Below are 19,038 nucleotides of genomic sequence, written 5' to 3' on the forward strand. Positions count from 1 at the left end.
GGCGCAGCACGACCGCACACCACGCGGCCACCCGACTCGGCCGGCGCACCACCAACGCACCCACCGCAGCCACCCGACTCGCGGCGGTGCGGCGTGACCACAGACAGCGCGGCTTCTCCGGAGCAGTCGCGCACCGTCAACGACAGCTCGCGCGCTGAGGCGAACGCTCAGGGAGCGGCGCCCGGGTGAAAGCGCCGCCGTCCCCGTGCGGGGCAGCGGCGCGTCGGAGACCGAACTGGCCTCGGGCTAAGCGATGCAGGCCGCGACGATCAGGGCCACGCCGAAGTGGCTCGCGGCGCTGACGCGGGCCGCCGGGTGGGGCTGGTCCTCGCAGATGATCTCACCGAGCTTGCCCGGCGTCAGCATGTCGAGGACCAGGAACGCCAGGCCCATCAGGACGATGCCGAGGAGTCCGAAGAGGACCGTCGAGGCCAGGCCCTTGCCGAACTCGTCGTAGCTCGTCAGGATCGCCGTGAAGACGATGACCGCTATGCCCAGCTGGTTCGCCGACAGCAGCAGGGCCGCGTTGCTGTTGCGTTGCACCCAGATCAGCTCGCGCAGGCGGCCCGGGGTGAGCATGTCGATCAGCATGAAGCCGGCGGCCATCAGGCCGATCCCGACCGCGCCGTAGACGATGCTGTGCCAGGCGCCGACGAACAGGTCCTCCCACATCGCGCGCGTCCCTTCCTTCACCGTCGTGACGTCGAAGGGCACGATAGCGCGATCATGCAAGCCGGGCTATGTCCGATCGGACGAGCCGCACGGTCACAACCAGCCGTTCTGCTCCGCGATCCGGACCGCCTCGGCGCGGGTGCGCGCGCCCGTCTTGCCGATCGCGGCCGAGAGGTGGTTGCGGACCGTTCCCTCCGAGAGGTGTACGACCCCCGCCAGGTCCGCGACCGTGCCGCCGTCGCGGGCCGCGCGCAGCACATCGGTCTCCCGCGCCGTCAACGGGCTGCGGCCCGCCACCAGCGTCTCCGCGGCCAGCGACGGGTCGACCACCCGCAGGCCCTCGTGCACCCGGCGGACCGCCTCCGCCAGTTGCCGCGCCGGGGTGTCCTTCACGACGAAGCCACTGGCACCCGCCTCCATCGCCCGCCGCAGGTAGCCGGGTCGCCCGAACGTGGTCACGACCAGCACCCGGCAGGTGGGCACGGCCGACGCCAGCGCCGCCGTCGCGGCGATCCCGTCCGCGCCGGGCATCTCGACGTCCAGCAGGGCGACGTCCGGCGCGGACCGCATGGCCGCCGCCACGACCTCGTCGCCCCGCCCGACCTCGGCGACGACCTCCAGGTCGGGCTCGAGCGACAGCAGGGCCGCGAGCGCGCCGCGGACGAGGGCCTGGTCGTCGGCGAGCAGCACCCGGATCGTCACGCCGGAACGCTAACCCGCAGCACGAACCCCGTTCCCTCGGCCCGCCCGATCGACAGTTGGGCACCGTGTGCCTCGGCCCGCTCGCGCAGGCCGCGCAGCCCCGACCCACCGCCCGCGCCGGAGGCCGCCGGGCCCCGGCCGTTGTCGGCGATCTCGACCTGGTCGGGGCGCACGGTGATCACGCAGCGGGTCGCGCCGCTGTGCCGGACGACGTTGGTGACGCCCTCGCGGATCGCCCAGCCGAACAGCGTGCCGCGCGGCTCCGGGACGTCGGCGACGGCGCGCGGCAGCCGGGCCTCGATGCCCGCGGCCGACAGCGCCGACCGGGCGCTGGCCAACTCCTCCTCGAGGCAGACCTCGCGGTAGGCGCCGACCGTGCCGCGGATGTCGGCCAGCGCCTGCCGGGCCAGCTTCTCCAGGTCGTTGATCTCGGCCTCGGCCCGCTCGGGCGAGACCGGCATCAGGCGCCCGGCCAGCTCGGCCTTGATGGTGATCACGGTCAGCGAGTGGCCGAGGATGTCGTGCAGGTCGCGGGCGGCGCGGGCGCGCTCCTCGGCGACCGCGAGCCGGGCGATCTCCCGGTTGGCGGCGGTCAGCCGCATGTTGTGGTCGATCATCCGGGTCACGCCGAACATCGCGAACGCGGCCAGCACGATCGAGAAGAACAGCCCGTTCTCGTGCCGCCACGAGGGCACGAACTGCGGAAGCAGCAGGGGCTGCGCGGCGATCACCGCGACCACCGGCACCGCGGCCCGCGGCGGCAACACCATGATCGCCGACGCCGCGATGTAGACCAGGCCGACCATCCAGTCGCCGCCGGCGCCCGGGATCATCGCGAGCCCCAGCGCCAGGGTGGCCACCAGCCAGGCCAGCCCCTCCCGCAGCGGCGGTTGGCGCTGCTGCAGGTGCACGCGCCGGGTCCAGAGGAACACGAGGATGTACGAGAGCCCGAACGCGATGAGCGCTCCGAGGCTGAACCACTTCGCGAAGCCGTCCGGCCGCGCCAGGATCGTGTTGAGCGGCTGCCCGAGATAGAAGAGCCAGACCGCGCCCAGGATCCAGCCGAACCCGCGCTGGAAGAACCGGCTCGGCCGCGGCATCGGCGGCCCGTAGGTGTGCATCCCAGGGACGTTGGTCTGCTGCAACGCCGGAACGGCCGACGCCGGCCCGGCGGGTGCCGGGCCGGTCGTCGGGGACGTCGCGGTCATGTCAGACACGCTATCCGCGCCTAGACGCGGGCGGTATCCCGGCGGAACAGCAGCGCGGCGCCGAGGCCGAGGCCGGCCGTCCAGAGCACCACGTTGAGCACCGCCACCCAGCTGAAGTCGTGCGTGAGGGGGCTGCGGGCGATCGAGCCGACGCCGTACACCGGCGTGAACTTCGCGATCGTCTGCATCACGTGCGGCAGCACCTCCAGCGGCACGAAGAGGCCGCCGAAGAGCGCGAGCAGGGCCAGGATCGGGCCCATGAACTGCATCACGTTCTCCGCCGGGGCCAGGTAGCCGACGAACAGGCCGAGCGCCGCGAAGACCAGCGAGCCGAGCCACGCGCCGAGGCCGGCCAGCAGCCAGACGTCGGCCGGCATCCGGACACCGCCGATCGCGCCGACCACGAACTCGACGATCACCGCGAGCAGGCTCAGCGACAGCGCGGAGAGCACCTTGGTCGCCACGTACGCCGGCGGGCGCAGCGGGGTCAGCCGGAGCTGCCGGCTCCAACCCTGGGCCCGCTCCACGGCCACCGCGCCACCGGTCGCCGTCGAGGCCGTCATCGCGCCGTACACGGCCAAACTGATCATGATGTACGCGATGGCCGCCGCGCTGTTGGCCTGGTCGATGTTCTGGCCCTTCTGCGGCAGGCCGAACAGCAGGAAGAACACGGCCGGCATGACCAGGATGAAGAACAGGCTGCGGCGGTTGCGCAGCACCCGGCGGATCTCGAGGCTGAGGTACGTCAGCGAGAACCCGCCGAGGGCGGGGCGCCGGTCGGTGCTCGGCAGGGTCGCGGCGGTCATCGTTGGGCCCCTTCCAGGTCCAGGTCTTCGCCGCTGGTCAGGGCCAGGAAGGCGTCTTCGAGGTTGCGCGAGGTGATCTCCAGGTCGCGGGCGGGCGTCTGCGTGAGCAGGTAGCGGGCCACCCCGTCGGAGTCGTTCGTGTGCAGCAGCACGGTCTCGCCCCGCACCTCGGCGCGGTCGACGCCGGGCAGCGCGGCCAGCCGCACCTCGTCCGCGCCCGGCAGGGTCGCCCGCACCTGGCGGCCGGCGGCCAGCGCCTTGACCTCGCTGGCGGTGCCGTCCGCGACCACCTGCCCCTTGCGGATGAGCACGATCCGGTCGGCGTACGCGTCCGCCTCCTCCAGGTAATGGGTCGCGAACAGCACCGTGCGGCCGGCCTGGGCGTCGGCGCGGATGGCGTTCCAGAAGTCGCGCCGCCCCTCGACGTCCATCCCCGTGGTCGGCTCGTCCAGCACCATGAGGTCGGGATCGGGCAGCAGCGCCAGCGCGAACCGCAGCCGCTGCTGCTGGCCGCCGGAGCACTTGGCCACCCGGCGGTCGGCGATGTCCGCGATGCCGGCGCGCTCCAGCACCTCGGCCACCGGCCGGGTCCGGCTGAAGAACGAGGCGGTCATGCGTACCGTCTCGGCGACCGTCACGTCCTTGAGCAGGCCGCCGGTCTGCATCACGGCCGCGATCCGCCCGCGGGCGATCGCCTCGGTGGGCGTGTGGCCGTACACCTGCACCGTCCCGGCCGTGGGCCTGGCCAGGCCGAGCATCATGTCGATCGTCGTGGTCTTCCCGGCGCCGTTCGGGCCGAGGAAGGCCACCACCTCACCCGGCTCGATCCGCAGGTCGAGCTGGTTCACCGCGGTGACCGCGCCGAACCGCTTGGTGAGCCCCCGCATGAGTACCGCCGGAGTGCGGGTCCCCGTGTGCTCGCTCGCCGCGAGCGTCTCCGTCTGCATGCGGAAACTCTCGCGGGTGAACAGCTCGCGACCGCGGGCCGCGCGTCACGATGCCACCGTGACAAATGTCAGTGATCTAGAGAGCCCCGAGGTAGCGCTCGCGCTCGTAGGGGGTGACCTCGCGCCGGTACTGCTCCCACTCGGCCCGCTTGTTGCGCAGGAAGTAGTCGAAGACGTGCTCGCCGAGCACCTCCGCGACGAGCTCCGAGCCGGCCATCACGTCGATCGCCTCGGCCAGGTTCTCCGGCAGCGTCTCGTAGCCGGCGGCCTTGCGCTCGGCGTTGGACAGCGCCCAGACGTCGTCCTCGGCACCCGGCGGCAGCTCGTAGCCCTCCTCGATGCCCTTCAGGCCGGCACCGAGCATGACCGCGAAGGCGAGGTACGGGTTCGCGGCGGAGTCGATCGACCGGACCTCGACCCGGGCCGAGTTCGGCTTGCCGTAGGCGGGCACCCGGACCAGCGCCGAGCGGTTGAGGTGACCCCAGCACACGTACGCCGGTGACTCGGTGATCCGGTCCGGCAGTGCCTGTGGGAACAGCCGCTTGTAGGAGTTGACCCACTGGTTGGTGACGGCGGTGTATTCGCGGGCGTGCACGAGCAGGCCGGCGATGAACGCGCGGGCGACCTTCGACAGCTTCATCGGGTCGGAGGCGTCGTGGAAGGCGTTGCGCTCGCCCTCGAACAGCGACAGGTGGGTGTGCATCCCGCTGCCGGGCTGGTCGGTGAACGGCTTGGGCATGAAGGTCGCCTGGACGCCGTGGCTGAGCGCCACCTCCTTGACCACGTGCCGGAACGTCATCACGTTGTCGGCGGTGGTCAGCGCGTCCGCGTAGCGCAGGTCGATCTCCTGCTGGCCGGGAGCGACCTCGTGGTGGCTGAACTCGACCGAGATGCCGATCCGCTCCAGGGCGAGCACCGCCTGGCGGCGGAAGTCGCGGGCCACCGCGTGGGTGGTGTGGTCGAAGTAGCCGCCCGCGTCCACCGGGACGGGCACCGACCCGTCGTTGGGGCCGTCCTCCAGCAGGAAGAACTCGATCTCGGGGTGGGTGTAGAAGGTGAAGCCCTTCTCCGCCGCCCGGGACAGCGCCCGGCGCAGCACGTGCCGGGGGTCGGCCCAGGAGGGGGTGCGGTCGGGCAGCAGGACGTCGCAGAACATCCGGGCGCTCTCGCCGCTGACCCCGCCCTCGAACGGGAAGACCTGGAACGTCGTCGGGTCGGGCATGGCGATCATGTCGGACTCGAAGACCCGGGCGAAGCCCTCGATCGCCGAGCCGTCGAACCCGATGCCCTCGTCGAAGGCCGCCTCGAGCTCGGCCGGCGCGACCGAGACGCTCTTGAGCGTGCCGAGGACGTCGGTGAACCACAACCGGACAAACCGGATGTCACGCTCTTCCAGCGTACGGAGCACGAACTCCTGCTGACGATCCACGGCCAACCCCTTTGAGCTGCATGTGTGCTAGCCGACCAGTGTTGCTCGGTCTCGTTACGTCAACGTTACGGTAGGACGATGCCCGCCGATGCGGGGCCCCTGGGCGGTTCCTAGGTCTTGATCTCGCCGTTCGGAGGACCAGGCGCTGCCGAAGCTCAGGCGGGTTTGCGGTGTCCCGTGCCCGGTGGCGGCGGGTGGAAGGATTGGACCATGCCCACGTTGCGCATAGCGCTCGCACAGGTGAATCCGACCGTTGGCGATCTGTCCGGCAACTCCGGGATCGTCCGGTCCACCACCCGTGCCGCCGTGGACGCGGGCGCCCGCCTCGTGGTCTTCCCCGAGATGATGCTGACCGGCTACCCGGTCGAGGACCTCGTCTTCCGGCAGTCGTTCCTGGCCGCCTCCCGGGCCGCCGTCGAGCGGCTGGCCGCCGACCTCGACTCGGACGGCCTCGGCGACACCCCGGTCGCGGTCGGCTACCTCGACGCCGACGGTCCGCCCGCGGTCAACGCCGCCACCGACCCGAGCGCCGGCCCGCGCAACGCGCTGGCCGTCCTGCATCGGGGCCGGGTCGCCGCCCGCTACTTCAAGCACCATCTCCCCAACTACGGCGTCTTCGACGAGGACCGCTATTTCGTACCCGGTGACACGCTCGTCGTGGTCCGGATCGAGGGCATCGACGTCGGGCTGACCATCTGCGAGGACATGTGGCAGACCGGCGGCCCGTTCGTGGCCGCCCGCCGCGCCGGGGTGAGCCTGGTGCTCACCGTCAACGGCTCGCCGTTCGAGCTGCACAAGGACGACACCCGGCTGGCCCTGGTGCGCCGGCGGGCCGCCGAGGCAGGTGCCACGGTGGCCTACCTGAACATGGTCGGCGGCCAGGACGAGCTGGTCTTCGACGGCGACTCGATGATCTGCACGGCGGCCGGCGAGGTGCTGGCCCGGGCGCCGCAGATGGCCGAGCACCTGCTGGTCCACGACCTCGACCTGCCGCTGGGGCTGCTGCCCCCACCGCCCTCGGAGCCGCCGGCCGCCGGCCCGGTCCGGGGCGAGATGGGCGGCGACGAGATGGGCATCCAGCGGGTGCACCTCTCCGACCCCCGACCGGCGCTGGACGAGACACCGGTGCAGGGCGGTCAGGCGCCACGGCTCGCCGACGAGGCCGAGGTCTGGCAGGCGCTGGTGCTGGGCCTGCGCGACTACGTCCGCAAGAACGGCTTCGGGAAGGTGGCCTTCGGCCTCTCCGGCGGCATCGACTCGTCGGTGGTCGCCGCGATCGCCGTCGACGCGCTCGGCCCCGCGGACGTGATCGCCGTGTCGATGCCGAGCCACAACTCGTCGGCGCACTCCCGCGAGGACGCCGCCGAGATGGCCAAGCGGACCGGGCTCGAGCTGCGGGTGCACGAGATCCAGCCGATGGTCGACAGCTTCCTCGCGACCATGTCCCTCTCGGGCCTGGCGCTGGAGAACCTGCAGGCCCGGGTCCGCGGCGTGATCCTGATGTCGATCTCCAACCAGGAGGGCCCGCTGGTCCTGACCACGGGCAACAAGAGCGAGCTGGCCGTCGGCTACTCGACCCTCTACGGCGACTCGGTCGGCGGCTTCAACCCGCTCAAGGACGTGCCGAAGACGCTGGTCTGGAAACTGGCGCGCTGGCGCAACGACGAGGCGCTGCGGATCGGCGAGGAACCGCCGATCCCGGAGAACTCGATCGCCAAGCTGCCGAGCGCCGAGCTGCGCCCGGGCCAGCTCGACACGGACTCGCTGCCGGACTACGCGGAGCTCGACGCGATCCTGCTGTCCTACGTCGACGGCGACAAGGGCCGCGCGGACCTGGTCGCCGCGGGCCACGACCCGGAACTGGTCGACCGGATACTGCGCATGGTCGACCTGGCGGAATACAAGCGCCGCCAGTCGGCACCGGGCACCAAGATCTCGATCAAGGCATTCGGCCGCGACCGCCGCCTCCCGATCACCAACCGCTGGCGCGAACCAGCACAGCCCGACGTGTGAAAGATTCCACGCTCGTCTCTCCCCCGGCCTGATCCGGTGGGACCATCGGAGGGTGCCCAGGGACCGCATCGGTGCGGCCTTGAGGCGAGAGGAGAGCTGCTATGTCGGAGCAACCGTCCCTCTACGGTGGGCCCCCCAACCGCCGCGTCCGCACCCGGGAGCTGATCGCCGCCAAGGAGCGCGGTGAGAAGTGGCCCATGCTGACCGCGTACGACCAGTACACGGCCGCGATCTTCGACGAGGCCGGCATCCCCGTGCTGCTCGTCGGTGACTCGGCCGCCAACAACGTGTTCGGCTACGAGACCACGCTGTCGGTGACCGCCGAGGAGCTCCTGCCGCTCGTGCGGGCCGTGGTCCGGGCCACCAAGCGGGCCCTGGTCGTGGGCGACCTGCCGTTCGGCTCCTACGAGGAAGGGCCCACCCAGGCCCTGCGTACGGCCGTCCGGTTCATGAAGGAGGGCGGCTGCCACGCCGTCAAGCTGGAGGGCGGCCGGCGGACCGCCGCCCAGATCGAGGCGATCACCGCGGCCGGGATCCCCGTCATGGCGCACATCGGGTTCACGCCGCAGAGCGAGCACACGCTCGGCGGCTACCGGGTGCAGGGCCGGGGCGACGCGGCCGAGGAGGTGATCGCGGACGCCCACGCGGTGGCCGAGGCCGGCGCGTTCGCCGTGGTGCTGGAGATGGTGCCCGCGCACGTCGCCAAGCGGATCACCAACGAGATCGCCGTGCCGACGATCGGCATCGGCGCCGGGCCCGAGACCGACGCCCAGGTGCTGGTCTGGCAGGACATGGTCGGCCTGCGCACGGGCAAGCTGCCGCGGTTCGTCAAGCGGTACGCCGACCTGCACGGCACGCTCATGGAGGCCGCGACCCAGTTCGGCGACGAGGTGCGGGGCGGGCAGTTCCCCAGCTCAGAGCACAGCTTCTAGGCGTTCCCGGGCCTCGGCCAGCGACGGGCCGTACCAGGTCAGGTGCCGGCCGCTGACCAGCGCGGACGGCAGCCCGGGGAACGCCTCCGGGCCGTCGTCCGCGGTGAACGCGTACGGCTCGTCAGGCAGCACGACCAGGTCCGCGCCCGCCGCGCGCAGTTCGGCCAGCAGCGGGCGCGGATAACGCTCGGCGGCGGTCGCGTAGACGTTGTCCACACCCAGGCGGGCCAGCAGGTCGCCGGCGAACGTGTCGGCGCCCAGCACCACCCAGGGGCGCCGCCAGACCGGGACCACTGCGCGGCGGCGTACCCCCGTGAAAGGCTCTGACCAGGCGGTGCGGGCGGCGCGCAACCAGCCCGGTTCCGCGCTTCCGAGTGCCGCCAGCAGGTGTCGCAGCGAGGTCAGCGCCGCGTCCAGGGTCCGCGGATAGGTCACCCATACCGACACGCCCCGCGCGCGGAGCGCCATGACGTCCTCCCGGCGGTTCTCCTCCGCGTTGGCGAGCACGAGATCGGGTAGAGCTGCCCTGACCTTGTCGAGGTCGGGATATTTGGTGCCGCCCACCCGGAGCACGTCGAGCCCGGCCGGCTCCACGCACCAGTCGGTGGCACCGACCAGCACGTCCGGCACGGTGCGGGCGACCGCCTCGGTCAGCGACGGCACGAGCGAGACGACCCGGCGCGGTGGGCCGGGCAGCGGGACGGGCGTGCCGAGGTCGTCGTTCAGACGTCGGTCACCCGGAACCCGGCGTGCGCCTTGTAGCGCCGGTTGATCGCGATGAGGTTGGCGGTGAGCGCCTCGACCTGGTGTGCGTTGCGCAGGCGGCCGGCGTAGATGCCGCGCATCCCGGGGATCCGCGCCGCCAGCGCGGCCACCACGGCCGCGAGGTGCCGGTCCTCGGCACAGATCAGCACGTCGAGCTCCATCTTCTCGACGGCGGGGTCCGCGAGCAGCGGCGCGCTCACGTGGTTGAACGCGGCGGCGACCGTCGACTCCGGCAGCAGGGCCGCGGCCTGCTGTGCGGCGCTGCCCTCCTCGACGTGCAGCGGGAACGGCCCGTGGCTGTCGAAGCCCAGCGGGTTGACGCAGTCGACGACCAGCTTGCCGGCCAGCGGGTGGCGCAGCGCGGCCACGGTGTCGTGGTGTCCGGCCCACGGCACGGCGATGATCGTCAGGTCGGCGGCCGCGGCCACGTCGGCGTTGGCGCCGCCCTCGACCGCGCGGGTGACGCCGGGCAGCGCGGAGATCTCGGCCGCCGAGGCGGTCGCGCGGGCCTGCTGGCGGGAGCCGATCAGCACGTGCTGGCCGGCCCGGGCGAGCCGGTAGGCCAGGCCCCGGCCCTGGTCGCCGGTGCCGCCGATGATGGCGACGGTCAAGCCGGACACGTCCGGAAGCGTGCTGGGGTCGTAGGCCATACGGGCATCGTCGCAAAAGATCGCCCGCGGCGTCACTTCCGCTGGAACTGCACCGTCCGCTTGACCGGGTCGGCGGTGACCAGCGTCACCCGGACGCGCTCCCCGAGCGGGAGGTCGCCCGTGCACCGGGCGCGCACCGGCGGCTCGTCGAGCGCGACGGTGCCGCCCGGCTGGCGGCCGTCGGCGCCGTTCGCGGGGGCCGGTGCCGTGCGCCGGGGCGAGTCGACGTCGACGACGGCCGCGTCGAACTCCTCGCCGATCCGGTGCGCCAGCAGGACGGCCTCGGTCAGGTCGACCGCGCCCCGGGCCGCCGCGCCGGCGACGCGGTCGGTGCCACTCATCACCTTGGGCAGCTTCGGCAGGCTCTCCCGGGCCCACTGTGGCGGCTCCTGGCCGCTCGTGAGAGCCAGGCACACCTCGGTGGCGTACCGGTCGGCCAGGCGGCGCAGCGGGGCTGTGACGTGGGCGTACGGCGCCGCCACGCCGCCGTGGCCGGACTGCTCCGGCAGGTCGCCGTCGAAGGCCGTGTAGCCGGCGCCGCGCATGAGCTCGGCCGCGGCGTCGAGGAACGCGGCGCCGCGCGGGTCGGCGGCGTCGACGGCGGCGATCACCCGGCCGACGGGCGTGCCGGCCGGCCAGGCGATGCCGAGCGCGTGCGCGGCGGCGCGCAGCCGGTCGACAGCCGCGCTCTCGGGCGGCGGCATGGTGCGCAGCAGGCCGACCCGGCCGGCGAGCATGATGCCGGCGGCGGCCACGCCGGTCAGCAGCGAGATCTGCGCGTTGTGCTGCTCGGCCGGCAGCGGCGCGCGGAGCACGAGGCGGTAGCCGGCGCCGTCGCGTTCGATCTCCTGTTCGGGCAGCGGCAGGTTGATCGCGCCCCGGTCCAGGCCGCGCTCGGTGAGCAGCGTGCCGATCTCGGGCAGCAGGGCGATCGGCTCGGCCGCGGTGCCCGCCGCGAACTGGCCCTGGACGGTGTCGTAGTCGAGCTGTTGGCGGCTGCGTACCAGGGCGCGCTCGACGCGTGTCTCGACGGTGGCGCCGTCCTGGTCGAGGTCGATGGTCCACAGCACCGCGGCCCGGGTGCGCTCCGGCAACAGGCTCGCGGCGCCCTCGCTGAGCGCGACCGGGTGCAGCGGGACGTTCCCGTCCGGCAGGTAGATCGTCTGTCCGCGGCGCCAGGTCTCGGCCTCCAGCGCGCCGCCCGGACGCACGAACGCCGCCACGTCTGCGATCGCGTAGTGGACGCGGTAGCCACCCGGGCGGCGGGACAAGCACATCGCCTGGTCGAGGTCGCGGGACCCGATCGGGTCGATCGTGACGAACGGGATGTCGGTGCGGTCGGGCCGGTCGCTCAGCTCTGTTCGCGCGGCCTCGTCCGCCGCACGCTGCGCCTCGGGCGGGAACCTGTCGGGCAGGTCCAGCTCGCGGCGCAGCGCGGCGAAGTCGAAGTGGGGCGCTCGGACGCGTCGGGTCACCACCGGTACTTCATACCAGCCCCCGAGCGCCCCGCTTCGGGTCGCAATTTCTGCTTATATTTCGGACTGTCAGCGCGTGGACCGGCGTGCGGTCGACTTACGCGGGCTCGCTGCCTTGCGGACCGTGCTCTTGCGGGCCGTGGTGGTCCGCTTGGCCGCCGTCTTGCGGGCGGTCGTGGTCTTCTTGGCGGCGGTCCGCTTCGCGGGCGCCTTCTTCGCGGTTGTCCGCTTCGCCGGCGCGCGCTTCGCGGCCGTCTTGGCGGTGGTCGCCCGCTTGGTGGCCGTCTTGCGGGCCGCGGCGGTCTTCTTCGCCGTGGTCTTCTTGGCCGCGGTCTTCTTGGCGGTGGCCCGCTTCGCCGGGGCCTTGGTGGCCGCCTTACGCGCCGTGGGGCGCGTCGTGGTCTTCTTGGCGGCGGTCTTGCGGGCCGTGGTGGTCTTGCGCGCGGTGGCCTTCTTGGCCGTCGTCCGCTTCGCCGTGGTCCGCTTCGCCGTGGTCCGCTTGGCGGCGGTGGTCCGCTTCGCGGTCGTCGCCTTCTTGGTCGCGGTGGAACGCTTCGCGGGCGAGGTCTTCCGAGCGGTGGTCTTCTTCGCCGTCGCCCGTTTCGCGGGCGCCTTCTTGGCGGTGGCCTTGCTGGTGACCGTCCTACGCGCCGGCGTCTGAGCCGAAACGGTCTTCCGGGCGGTGCCCGAGGCGCGGGACGCCGCGCTCGTGCGCTTGGCCGTGGTGGTCCTCTTCGCCGCCGCCGCGCGTGTCGCGGCCCTTGGTTTCTTGGCCTTCGACGCTTCGGCCATGGTGGTTTCCTCCTTGCGAGACGTGCGTCGGGTCCGGCTCCGTCGCGGAGACCGCGGAGCTGCTCGCCGTGACGGTTGCCGCGGCGCCTACCTCTCCTCCCCTGCCCAGCGGCGGTCCTCTTCGTCCCACACCTCGTTGCGCTCCTGCACGGTTTGCAGGGCGTGCTCGGCGTCGGCCTTGGACCGGTAGGGACCGAGGACGTACCTGGCGGGGCACACGTCAGCTTCGGTCTCGACCCTGTGGTGACGGGTGCACCAGAAGTACTCCGTCCCACGTCCGCTGTCGCTCATGGGATCACTGTGCACCGCAAAACGGCCAAGCGCCACCGTTTCACACAAAAAGAGGGGTCCCATCCACTGTAGACCCGCTGCGCCGGGTACGGACAGAATCGCTGTGGCGTGTCCCCGGACGCGTGACAGCGCGCGATTTCGCGTCGTCCGGCGCCTGTAACGTACAGTCATGAACGCGGACGAGTCCGTCATCGGCCGGATCGAGACCGAGGTCGCGCTGCTGATGCGCTTCGGCGAGGCCACGCGCCGCGCCATCCCCGTCGAGGCGCACCGGTCCCTCGACCGGGCGGCGTACGTGATCCTGCGGCACCTCGACGAGGCCGGCCCGCAGAACGTCTCGGCGCTCGCCGCGCGGCTCAACCTCGACGGCTCGACCGTGACCCGCCAGGTCGGCGCCATGGAGCGCGACGGACTCATCGCCCGCGAGGCGGACCCCAGCGACGGCCGGGGCACGCTGGTGTCGGCAACTGCGGCCGGCTTGCGTCGAATGTCCGTTGTCCGCAGCGCCCGGGCCGAGGTCTACGACGAGATGCTGGCGGACTGGTCCGACCGCGACCGGGCCGAGCTGGCGACGCTGCTGACGCGGCTCAACGAGGCCCTGTCCGCGCGTACGCGGGCCCGCCGTCGCTCCTGACCTGTTCTGTCACTGTGGACGGTTTTGCCGCGGGGGGCATACTGCCACGCATGACTGCCCCCATGACCCTGGTCGCCGCGGACGGCGCGCAGACGCCCGACCCCTCACCCGCCCAGATCGCGGCGGCGGTGCGGGCGCTGACCATCGACAACTGGTTCGTCATCCTCGAGCGCGCCGACGACACGTTCCTGCAGGTGGCGGTCAAGGCCGACTACTACGCCCTGGAACGCCGCGCGGGCGGTGACGAAACCCAGGAGGGCACGTCGGTGGGGACGATCGACGAGGTGGTCGAGGCGTTCCAGGCGTACGCCCGGGAAGATCCGCGGTGGGCGTCGCCGTTCACCTGGGCCCGCGTCAAGCTGTAGGTATGCGGGAGATCGAGATAGCCCCCGGCGTGCTGATGCCGATGATCGGGCTGGGCACGGCGGGCCTGCACGGCGCGGGCGGCGGTCGCGCCGTGCTCCATGCGTTGGAGCTCGGCTACCGCCTCATCGACACGGCGACGGCGTACGGCAACGAGCACGAGGTCGGTGCCGCCCTGCACTCGTCGGGCGTCGAGGCGTTCGTGACGACGAAGCTGCGCCCGGAGGACGCGGGGCGGGAGCCTTCGGTGCTGGCGGCGAGCCTGCGCGCCCTGGGCGTGGACCGGCTCGACCTGTGGCTGATCCACTGGCCGATCGGTGGCGGGGCGGGCGTCCCGTCGTGGCAGGCCCTGCTGGCGGCGCGGGACGAGGGGTTGGTCCGGGCGGTCGGCGTGTCCAACTATTCGCCGGCGCAGATCGACGAACTGGTCGCGGCGACGGGCGAGGCGCCGGCGGTCAACCAGATCCCGTACAGCCCGTCGCTGCACTCGCCCGGGTTGCTCGCGGAGTTCGCGGCGCGGGGCGTGGTGGTGGAGGGCTACAGCCCGCTGCGCCGGACGGCCCTGAACCATCCAGCGTTGCGCGCGGTTGCCGAGGCGCACGGCGTACCCGTGTCGGAGGTCGTGATCGCGTGGCACCTGGCCCATGACGTGGTGGCGATCCCCCGCTCGGCGGACGGCGCACGCCAACGCAGCAACCTGGCCGCCGCGTCACTGACCCTCTCCCCCACGGACGTCAAGGCGATCGACGCGATCGCCGACTGACGGGTTTGTCCTGTCGTGCGCGGCCTGGGAAGCTCGGCCCGTGATGACGGACCTGGAGGACATCGAGGCCGCGTTCGAGGGTGGTTTCCTGGGCGGTCTGCCGGCTGCGCACGGGCCGGCCGGCACGGTCCTGATCGCCGACGTCGAGCCGACCGAGGTGCTCGAGACGTGGCAGGCGGCGCACGCGCTGATCGCGGTCACGGGTCGGTGGCCCCTGCTCGTCGCCGACGAGTGGAGCGACTGCGTCCCTCGGCCGGAGCCCGATCCCCGGCAGCCGGGACAGCAGGAGTTGGCGGCACTGGACGCCGCGGCCCGCACCGTGGACCCATGGACCCGTTTCGAGCACTGGTCGGGCGAGGACGGCCCCGAAACCGTCGACGAGGTGCCCAACTACGCGCGCGGCTATCACGGCATCGAACTGGGCGAAGACGTCCTCCTGCGGGCGCCGGTGCCGTCGACGGGCCGCGAGCTGGAACGGTGGGTCTACGACCGTGTCCTGGCCGACCCCGCACTCGCCGCGCGGGTCCGGGACAGGGTCGGGTACGTGGTCCGAACCGACTACTGGTTCACCCCGTCCAGCGTCACGCTGGCGTTGTTGCCGGCCGCCGATCCGTGGCTCGCCGCACGATGGATCAGTTTCCACGGCGCCGAGCAGAACACGCGGGAGCTGGCCGCCGTGCTGTGGCAATGGCACCGCCGCTGGGACGCCCGCCCGGTCGCCAGCTGGGGGACGATGCTCCAGTTCACGGTCGAGCGTCCACCCGCACCGGGAGACGACGCCTGGGCGGCCGCCGGTCAGATCCTCGGCCTGGCGGGCAACCTGTCGATGGCCCGATGGGAGCTGGCCGCCGCGCTGCCGGGCGGCCCGGCCTGGTTCCTCCACAACCGGCCCTGACCCCAGGTGACGGGCGAGTCGCCGGTGCGCCGGACGGTGCGCCGTGGACCGGCGTTGACCACTGACTAGCATCGCCTGATGAGTGGAGTGCCGCCGGTCCCCGTCACTATCCAGCCGGACTGCGACGGCCCCGGCGATGCCTGGCTGCTTCCCCGATTGCAGATGCGGCTGCGACCGGTCGATGCGCCCGTCCGTGCCCCGCAAGCGAAGCTGGGCGGCCAACCCGTGTGGCTGGGGCCACCCACCTGGCCGCTGTCTCGCAGCCTGGGAACGCCCATGATGTTCGTCGGCCAGATCCCCGTCCCCGGTGAACCGATGAGTCTCGCCTACCTGTTCATCACCGACGATCCCCGGTGCATGGCCCAGACTTTCGACGCCGAGGCTGGCGAGAACGCACTCCTGGTTCAACCCGGCGGTCGCATCCCACCCTTCATCGTCACGACCGACACGGCCACCGGTCCGTCCCTGTGGCGACGGGGCACGACATGGGACGAGCACGTCGGCGTCGAACTCGCCGTGGACCTGGTCCCACCGGACCCAGCCGCCGAGGCGACCCTGGATGCGGATATCGCACGCCAGGAGGCCGAACGGGCAGGCGTACCGCTGGACCTCCCCGACGCTGTCGACGAAGACGCCGACGCGCTGCCGTCCTACAGCTACGTCGGCGGCAAGGTCCACCTGTGGCAACCCGATCTTGAGGACGTACCGGCCGACTGGCTGTTCCACTTCCAGCTCGACGGCGGAGAAGGCCAGGGACCCGATGACCCCTACGCCCTCAACTTCGGCGGAGGGACCGGATACGGCTTCCTCTCTCCGGACCGCCGCGAAGGCCGCTTCTTCTGGGACTGCGTCTGACGCCGTACGGCACCCGCCTGGCGGCCTCGCTCAGGGCGGTCATGTCGTCGTCCGACAGGCTCAGCGCGGTCGCCCCGACGTTCTCGTCCAGGCGGGACAGCCGCCGGGTGCCCGGGATCGGCACCAGCCACGGGCGGCTCCGCCCACGGATCCCGGCGACTCCGGGATGGCCGGCCCGGCCGAGCGAAGCTCGCGCGCGGTCGAAACCGTCCGGACGGCTCCGACGTTCACGTGACGGCGCCGGACGGTGGCGTCGACGAGACCGAGGAGGCCCGCGATGGGCAAGGTGGTACTGGACGTGTCGGTGTCCCTGGACGGCTTCGCCGCGGGTCCGCGGGTGCGGCCCGAGGAGCCGATGGGCGACGGCGGCGAGCGGCTGCACGAGTGGATGGCGACCGACGTCGCGGTCCGCGCTGCGACGGACGCGCGCGTCGGAGCCGCGGTCATCGGCCGGCGTACGTTCGACCTCGGCCTCAAGCCGTGGGGCGGGACGCCATGGCCCGGCGTGCCGAGCTTCGTGGTCACGCACCGCGTGCGCGCGGACCTGGTGGGCGACAACGGCGGCACGTTCGCCTTCGACGGGCTGGAGTCCGCGGTCCGGCGGGCCCGCGCGGCCGCGGGCGACAAAGACGTCCTCGTGCTCGGCCCGGACGTGGCCCGCCAACTGCTCGCCGCGGGCCTGCTCGACGAGCTGCACCTGCACCTGGCCCCGATCCTGCTGGGCGGCGGCACACCGTTGTTCGCGGACTCGCACGCGGAACTGATCCAGACCGACTCGGCCACCGGCAGCGCGACCCACGTGCGCTACCGGGTCGCGTAGCCGGCCCCGTTGACCGCGACGACCGGTCTCGGTTCGTGCGCCACGGAGACCATCGTGGCCGTCGTTCGTCACCTTTCGGAAGAGCACCCGCTGGGTGCAAGATCGTCCGGTTTACGCTGCGCGCCGTGAAAGGGTTTGGCTTTCTGCTTCTGTTGTGCCCGTGCCTGTTCGCCGTGCTGGTGGCATTTCTCGCGGCTGTCGTCTTCGTCGTGCACACCAGGCCACACCGCAGCAGACGGTAACCGGCGCTCAAGGCTCCGGCGAAGCTCTCCCGATCTCCCGGCCGGTGGCGTCGCGGGCCGATACCCGCGGCGGGCGGCGCGCTGTCCACACCACCACGAGACGACCGTGGTACGGCACAGGCCGCCGGCGTCCCTCGATGACGACCTCCGTCACGGACGGCCCCACGAGCAGCTGCGCGGACCGGATCCACCGGTCGCTCCACGGCCAGCGCCCGCCCCCGTCACGGACGACGGACGAGCCGCCGCCCACCTCGATCCCGCCGGGCGGCAACAGGTGGCGGGCCCGCTCGAACTCGTCCGTCGACCATGGACCGCCGGAGCTGCCACCGCCCCCGCCGAGCCGGCGCCAGCCGTCCGGGACGCGTACCAGGAGATGGATCTCGTCCCAGAAACATCCCACGCCGCGGCGGACGAACCAGGGTGCCGCCGCGTCGTCGGCGACGTCCACGGCGACGGGCGAGAACCGGTGGCGGCGGCTCAGCCGAACGGGCCCGTCCGGCAACCCTTCCGCGATCAGGCGCAGGCTCTCCGCGCGGGCGTCGTACGCCATCTTCGCACCTTATAGCGCCCTGACCCGCGTACTCCTTGACGCGCCTCGGATCGACAGCCTACGTTTTGCGCACCGCAACAGGAAAGAAGCCTTACTGTTTTTTTCCCGGACACGGACAGGAGTCCAGATGCGCAGATTCGCCGCCGTGGCGGCCGTAGCAACGCTCCTCGTCACCGCCGCCGGCGCAGCGCCGGCCGCGGCGACCGAACGGCAAGGCCAGAGTTTCCGCCAGGTCGGCTACTTCACCCAGTGGGGCATCTACGGCCGGGCGTTCCCGGTCAAGAAGCTCGACACCTCCGGCGCCGCCGCGCGGTTGACGCACCTCAACTACGCGTTCGGCAACGTCAGCCCCGACGGTAAGTGCTATGTGGACGGTGCCGCGCCCGAGGGTGACTCCTGGGCCGACTACCAGCGGACCGTGCCGGCCGAGGAGAGCGTCGACGGCGTCGCCGACAACTGGGGCGAGCCGCTCAACGGCAACTTCGGCCAGCTGCAGAAGCTCAAGGTCAAGTACCCGAAGCTCAAGGTGCTGATCTCGCTCGGCGGCTGGTCCTGGTCGACGCACTTCTCCGACGCCGCGCTGACCGACGCGTCCCGCAAGGCCTTCGTCAGCTCCTGCATCGACCTCTACCTCAAGGGCAACCTGCCCAACCCCGACGGCAGCGCCGGCGGGCCGGGCACCCTGCACGGTGTCTTCGACGGCATCGACCTCGACTGGGAGTGGCCGGGCGCGCCCGGCGACGTGGACACGGTCTACCGGCCCGAGGACAAGCAGAACTTCACGAAGCTGGTCGCCGAGTTCCGCAAGCAGCTCGACGCGTACGGCCGGACCCAGCGGAAGCACTTCGAGCTCAGCGCCTTCCTCCCGGCGAACCCCACGAACATCGACGCCGGGTACGAGGTCACCAAGGTGATGAAGAACCTGGACTTCGCGACCGTCCAGGGGTACGACTTCCACGGCACCTGGGAGGCGACCGCCAACCAGCAGTCGGCGCTGCGGATCCCGGCCGGGGCGCCCGGGCCGACGTTCTCGATCGAGACCACCATCGACGCCTGGCGGGACCGCGGCGCGCCGCGCGACAAGCTGGTCGTCGGCATCCCGTACTACGGTCGCGGCTGGACCGGCGTGACCGGCGGGCTGAAGCCGGTCAGCTCCTCGACGGTCAGCACGCGCCCGACGACGAGCGGGCCCTGGACGGTCTTTCGCAGGTCGACAATGGAGTCGACCTCGATG

21 protein-coding genes are annotated in these 19,038 nt (G+C 72.1%); 9 read left to right on the forward strand and 12 right to left on the reverse strand.

Annotated features, from left to right (window positions below; all coding sequences use genetic code 11):
* Nucleotides 1-246: 246 nt before the first annotated feature.
* From AB0H87_RS21235 to glnA, 6 genes are all read right to left on the reverse strand, one after another.
* Nucleotides 247-672, reverse strand: coding sequence for a DUF350 domain-containing protein (locus tag AB0H87_RS21235; RefSeq protein ID WP_360148075.1), 426 nt, complete (start codon nucleotides 670-672; stop codon nucleotides 247-249).
* 93 nt (nucleotides 673-765) lie between these two features.
* A complete protein-coding gene (locus AB0H87_RS21240; protein ID WP_360148026.1) occupies nucleotides 766-1,374 on the reverse strand; it encodes a response regulator transcription factor in 609 nt (202 codons plus the stop codon).
* Nucleotides 1,371-2,582, reverse strand: coding sequence for a histidine kinase (locus AB0H87_RS21245; protein WP_360148029.1), 1,212 nt, complete (start codon nucleotides 2,580-2,582; stop codon nucleotides 1,371-1,373). The genes AB0H87_RS21240 and AB0H87_RS21245 overlap by 4 nt, the downstream gene beginning before the upstream one ends.
* A 20-nt stretch (nucleotides 2,583-2,602) precedes the next feature.
* Nucleotides 2,603-3,388, reverse strand: coding sequence for an ABC transporter permease (locus tag AB0H87_RS21250; RefSeq protein ID WP_360148032.1), 786 nt, complete (start codon nucleotides 3,386-3,388; stop codon nucleotides 2,603-2,605).
* On the reverse strand, nucleotides 3,385-4,335 hold the full coding sequence (locus AB0H87_RS21255; RefSeq protein ID WP_360148035.1) for an ABC transporter ATP-binding protein: 951 nt from the start codon (nucleotides 4,333-4,335) through the stop codon (nucleotides 3,385-3,387). The genes AB0H87_RS21250 and AB0H87_RS21255 overlap by 4 nt, the downstream gene beginning before the upstream one ends.
* 76 nt (nucleotides 4,336-4,411) lie before the next feature.
* Nucleotides 4,412-5,764, reverse strand: a complete 1,353-nt coding sequence (glnA, locus tag AB0H87_RS21260; protein WP_203700704.1) for a type I glutamate--ammonia ligase — start codon at nucleotides 5,762-5,764, stop codon at nucleotides 4,412-4,414.
* Nucleotides 5,765-5,974: 210 nt separating this feature from the next.
* Between glnA and AB0H87_RS21265 the strand changes: the two genes are divergently transcribed.
* Nucleotides 5,975-7,777 carry an NAD+ synthase gene (locus AB0H87_RS21265; RefSeq protein ID WP_360148038.1) on the forward strand — a complete coding sequence of 601 codons (1,803 nt, stop codon included), beginning with the start codon at nucleotides 5,975-5,977 and terminating at the stop codon, nucleotides 7,775-7,777.
* A 101-nt stretch (nucleotides 7,778-7,878) separates the two neighbouring features.
* Entirely contained in the window at nucleotides 7,879-8,709 is an 831-nt protein-coding gene (gene panB / locus AB0H87_RS21270) for a 3-methyl-2-oxobutanoate hydroxymethyltransferase (RefSeq protein ID WP_360148041.1), read from the forward strand.
* Here panB and AB0H87_RS21275 read toward each other — a convergent pair.
* The 5 genes from AB0H87_RS21275 to AB0H87_RS21295 form a co-directional block, all read right to left on the reverse strand.
* Nucleotides 8,692-9,405, reverse strand: a complete 714-nt coding sequence (locus AB0H87_RS21275; protein WP_360148078.1) for a helical backbone metal receptor — start codon at nucleotides 9,403-9,405, stop codon at nucleotides 8,692-8,694. The genes panB and AB0H87_RS21275 overlap by 18 nt on opposite strands.
* Before the next feature lie 26 nt (nucleotides 9,406-9,431).
* Entirely contained in the window at nucleotides 9,432-10,124 is a 693-nt protein-coding gene (gene npdG / locus AB0H87_RS21280) for an NADPH-dependent F420 reductase (protein ID WP_360148043.1), read from the reverse strand.
* 32 nt (nucleotides 10,125-10,156) lie between these two features.
* Nucleotides 10,157-11,602, reverse strand: coding sequence for an RNB domain-containing ribonuclease (locus AB0H87_RS21285; protein ID WP_360148046.1), 1,446 nt, complete (start codon nucleotides 11,600-11,602; stop codon nucleotides 10,157-10,159).
* A 66-nt stretch (nucleotides 11,603-11,668) separates the two neighbouring features.
* Entirely contained in the window at nucleotides 11,669-12,391 is a 723-nt protein-coding gene (locus AB0H87_RS21290) for a histone H1-like repetitive region-containing protein (RefSeq protein ID WP_360148049.1), read from the reverse strand.
* An 87-nt stretch (nucleotides 12,392-12,478) separates the two neighbouring features.
* Nucleotides 12,479-12,682 (reverse strand): hypothetical protein, encoded by a 204-nt coding sequence (locus AB0H87_RS21295; protein WP_360148052.1) that lies wholly within the window; start codon nucleotides 12,680-12,682, stop codon nucleotides 12,479-12,481.
* Between the two features lie 169 nt (nucleotides 12,683-12,851).
* Between AB0H87_RS21295 and AB0H87_RS21300 the strand changes: the two genes are divergently transcribed.
* From AB0H87_RS21300 to AB0H87_RS21325, 6 genes are all read left to right on the forward strand, one after another.
* Entirely contained in the window at nucleotides 12,852-13,316 is a 465-nt protein-coding gene (locus AB0H87_RS21300) for a MarR family transcriptional regulator (RefSeq protein WP_360148055.1), read from the forward strand.
* A 50-nt stretch (nucleotides 13,317-13,366) separates the two neighbouring features.
* A complete protein-coding gene (locus tag AB0H87_RS21305; RefSeq protein WP_360148058.1) occupies nucleotides 13,367-13,681 on the forward strand; it encodes a hypothetical protein in 315 nt (104 codons plus the stop codon).
* 2 nt (nucleotides 13,682-13,683) lie between these two features.
* Entirely contained in the window at nucleotides 13,684-14,442 is a 759-nt protein-coding gene (locus AB0H87_RS21310; RefSeq protein ID WP_360148061.1) for an aldo/keto reductase, read from the forward strand.
* A 43-nt stretch (nucleotides 14,443-14,485) separates the two neighbouring features.
* Complete coding sequence (locus AB0H87_RS21315) at nucleotides 14,486-15,337, forward strand: DUF4253 domain-containing protein (protein WP_360148081.1); 852 nt, start codon at nucleotides 14,486-14,488, stop codon at nucleotides 15,335-15,337.
* Between the two features lie 78 nt (nucleotides 15,338-15,415).
* Nucleotides 15,416-16,192 carry a hypothetical protein gene (locus tag AB0H87_RS21320; protein WP_360148064.1) on the forward strand — a complete coding sequence of 259 codons (777 nt, stop codon included), beginning with the start codon at nucleotides 15,416-15,418 and terminating at the stop codon, nucleotides 16,190-16,192.
* A gap of 277 nt (nucleotides 16,193-16,469) precedes the next feature.
* Nucleotides 16,470-17,012 carry a dihydrofolate reductase family protein gene (locus AB0H87_RS21325; RefSeq protein WP_360148067.1) on the forward strand — a complete coding sequence of 181 codons (543 nt, stop codon included), beginning with the start codon at nucleotides 16,470-16,472 and terminating at the stop codon, nucleotides 17,010-17,012.
* 249 nt (nucleotides 17,013-17,261) lie between these two features.
* On the opposite strand, the gene AB0H87_RS21330 is transcribed toward AB0H87_RS21325, so the two are convergent.
* On the reverse strand, nucleotides 17,262-17,804 hold the full coding sequence (locus tag AB0H87_RS21330) for a hypothetical protein (protein WP_360148069.1): 543 nt from the start codon (nucleotides 17,802-17,804) through the stop codon (nucleotides 17,262-17,264).
* A gap of 127 nt (nucleotides 17,805-17,931) precedes the next feature.
* Here AB0H87_RS21330 and AB0H87_RS21335 point away from each other — a divergent pair.
* Nucleotides 17,932-19,038 (forward strand): glycoside hydrolase family 18 protein (locus tag AB0H87_RS21335; protein WP_360148072.1); only part of this gene is annotated, 1,107 nt, incomplete at its 3' end.

The organism is Asanoa sp. NPDC050611, assembly GCF_040654855.1.
Lineage (GTDB): Bacteria > Actinomycetota > Actinomycetes > Mycobacteriales > Micromonosporaceae > Asanoa.

What these genes read in the sequence shown, in the direction of transcription:
- AB0H87_RS21235 (WP_360148075.1), bottom strand. Translation starts at nt 672, where the DNA reads ATGTGGGAGGACCTGTTCGTCGGCGCCTGGCACAGCATCGTCTACGGC.
- AB0H87_RS21330 (WP_360148069.1), bottom strand. Translation starts at nt 17,804, where the DNA reads ATGGCGTACGACGCCCGCGCGGAGAGCCTGCGCCTGATCGCGGAAGGG.
- AB0H87_RS21290 (WP_360148049.1), bottom strand. Translation starts at nt 12,391, where the DNA reads ATGGCCGAAGCGTCGAAGGCCAAGAAACCAAGGGCCGCGACACGCGCG.
- AB0H87_RS21305 (WP_360148058.1), top strand. Translation starts at nt 13,367, where the DNA reads ATGACTGCCCCCATGACCCTGGTCGCCGCGGACGGCGCGCAGACGCCC.
- AB0H87_RS21295 (WP_360148052.1), bottom strand. Translation starts at nt 12,682, where the DNA reads ATGAGCGACAGCGGACGTGGGACGGAGTACTTCTGGTGCACCCGTCAC.
- AB0H87_RS21315 (WP_360148081.1), top strand. Translation starts at nt 14,486, where the DNA reads ATGACGGACCTGGAGGACATCGAGGCCGCGTTCGAGGGTGGTTTCCTG.
- AB0H87_RS21255 (WP_360148035.1), bottom strand. Translation starts at nt 4,335, where the DNA reads ATGCAGACGGAGACGCTCGCGGCGAGCGAGCACACGGGGACCCGCACT.
- AB0H87_RS21265 (WP_360148038.1), top strand. Translation starts at nt 5,975, where the DNA reads ATGCCCACGTTGCGCATAGCGCTCGCACAGGTGAATCCGACCGTTGGC.
- AB0H87_RS21245 (WP_360148029.1), bottom strand. Translation starts at nt 2,582, where the DNA reads ATGACCGCGACGTCCCCGACGACCGGCCCGGCACCCGCCGGGCCGGCG.
- panB (WP_360148041.1), top strand. Translation starts at nt 7,879, where the DNA reads ATGTCGGAGCAACCGTCCCTCTACGGTGGGCCCCCCAACCGCCGCGTC.
- AB0H87_RS21300 (WP_360148055.1), top strand. Translation starts at nt 12,852, where the DNA reads ATGAACGCGGACGAGTCCGTCATCGGCCGGATCGAGACCGAGGTCGCG.
- AB0H87_RS21250 (WP_360148032.1), bottom strand. Translation starts at nt 3,388, where the DNA reads ATGACCGCCGCGACCCTGCCGAGCACCGACCGGCGCCCCGCCCTCGGC.
- AB0H87_RS21310 (WP_360148061.1), top strand. Translation starts at nt 13,684, where the DNA reads ATGCGGGAGATCGAGATAGCCCCCGGCGTGCTGATGCCGATGATCGGG.
- npdG (WP_360148043.1), bottom strand. Translation starts at nt 10,124, where the DNA reads ATGGCCTACGACCCCAGCACGCTTCCGGACGTGTCCGGCTTGACCGTC.
- AB0H87_RS21320 (WP_360148064.1), top strand. Translation starts at nt 15,416, where the DNA reads ATGAGTGGAGTGCCGCCGGTCCCCGTCACTATCCAGCCGGACTGCGAC.
- AB0H87_RS21325 (WP_360148067.1), top strand. Translation starts at nt 16,470, where the DNA reads ATGGGCAAGGTGGTACTGGACGTGTCGGTGTCCCTGGACGGCTTCGCC.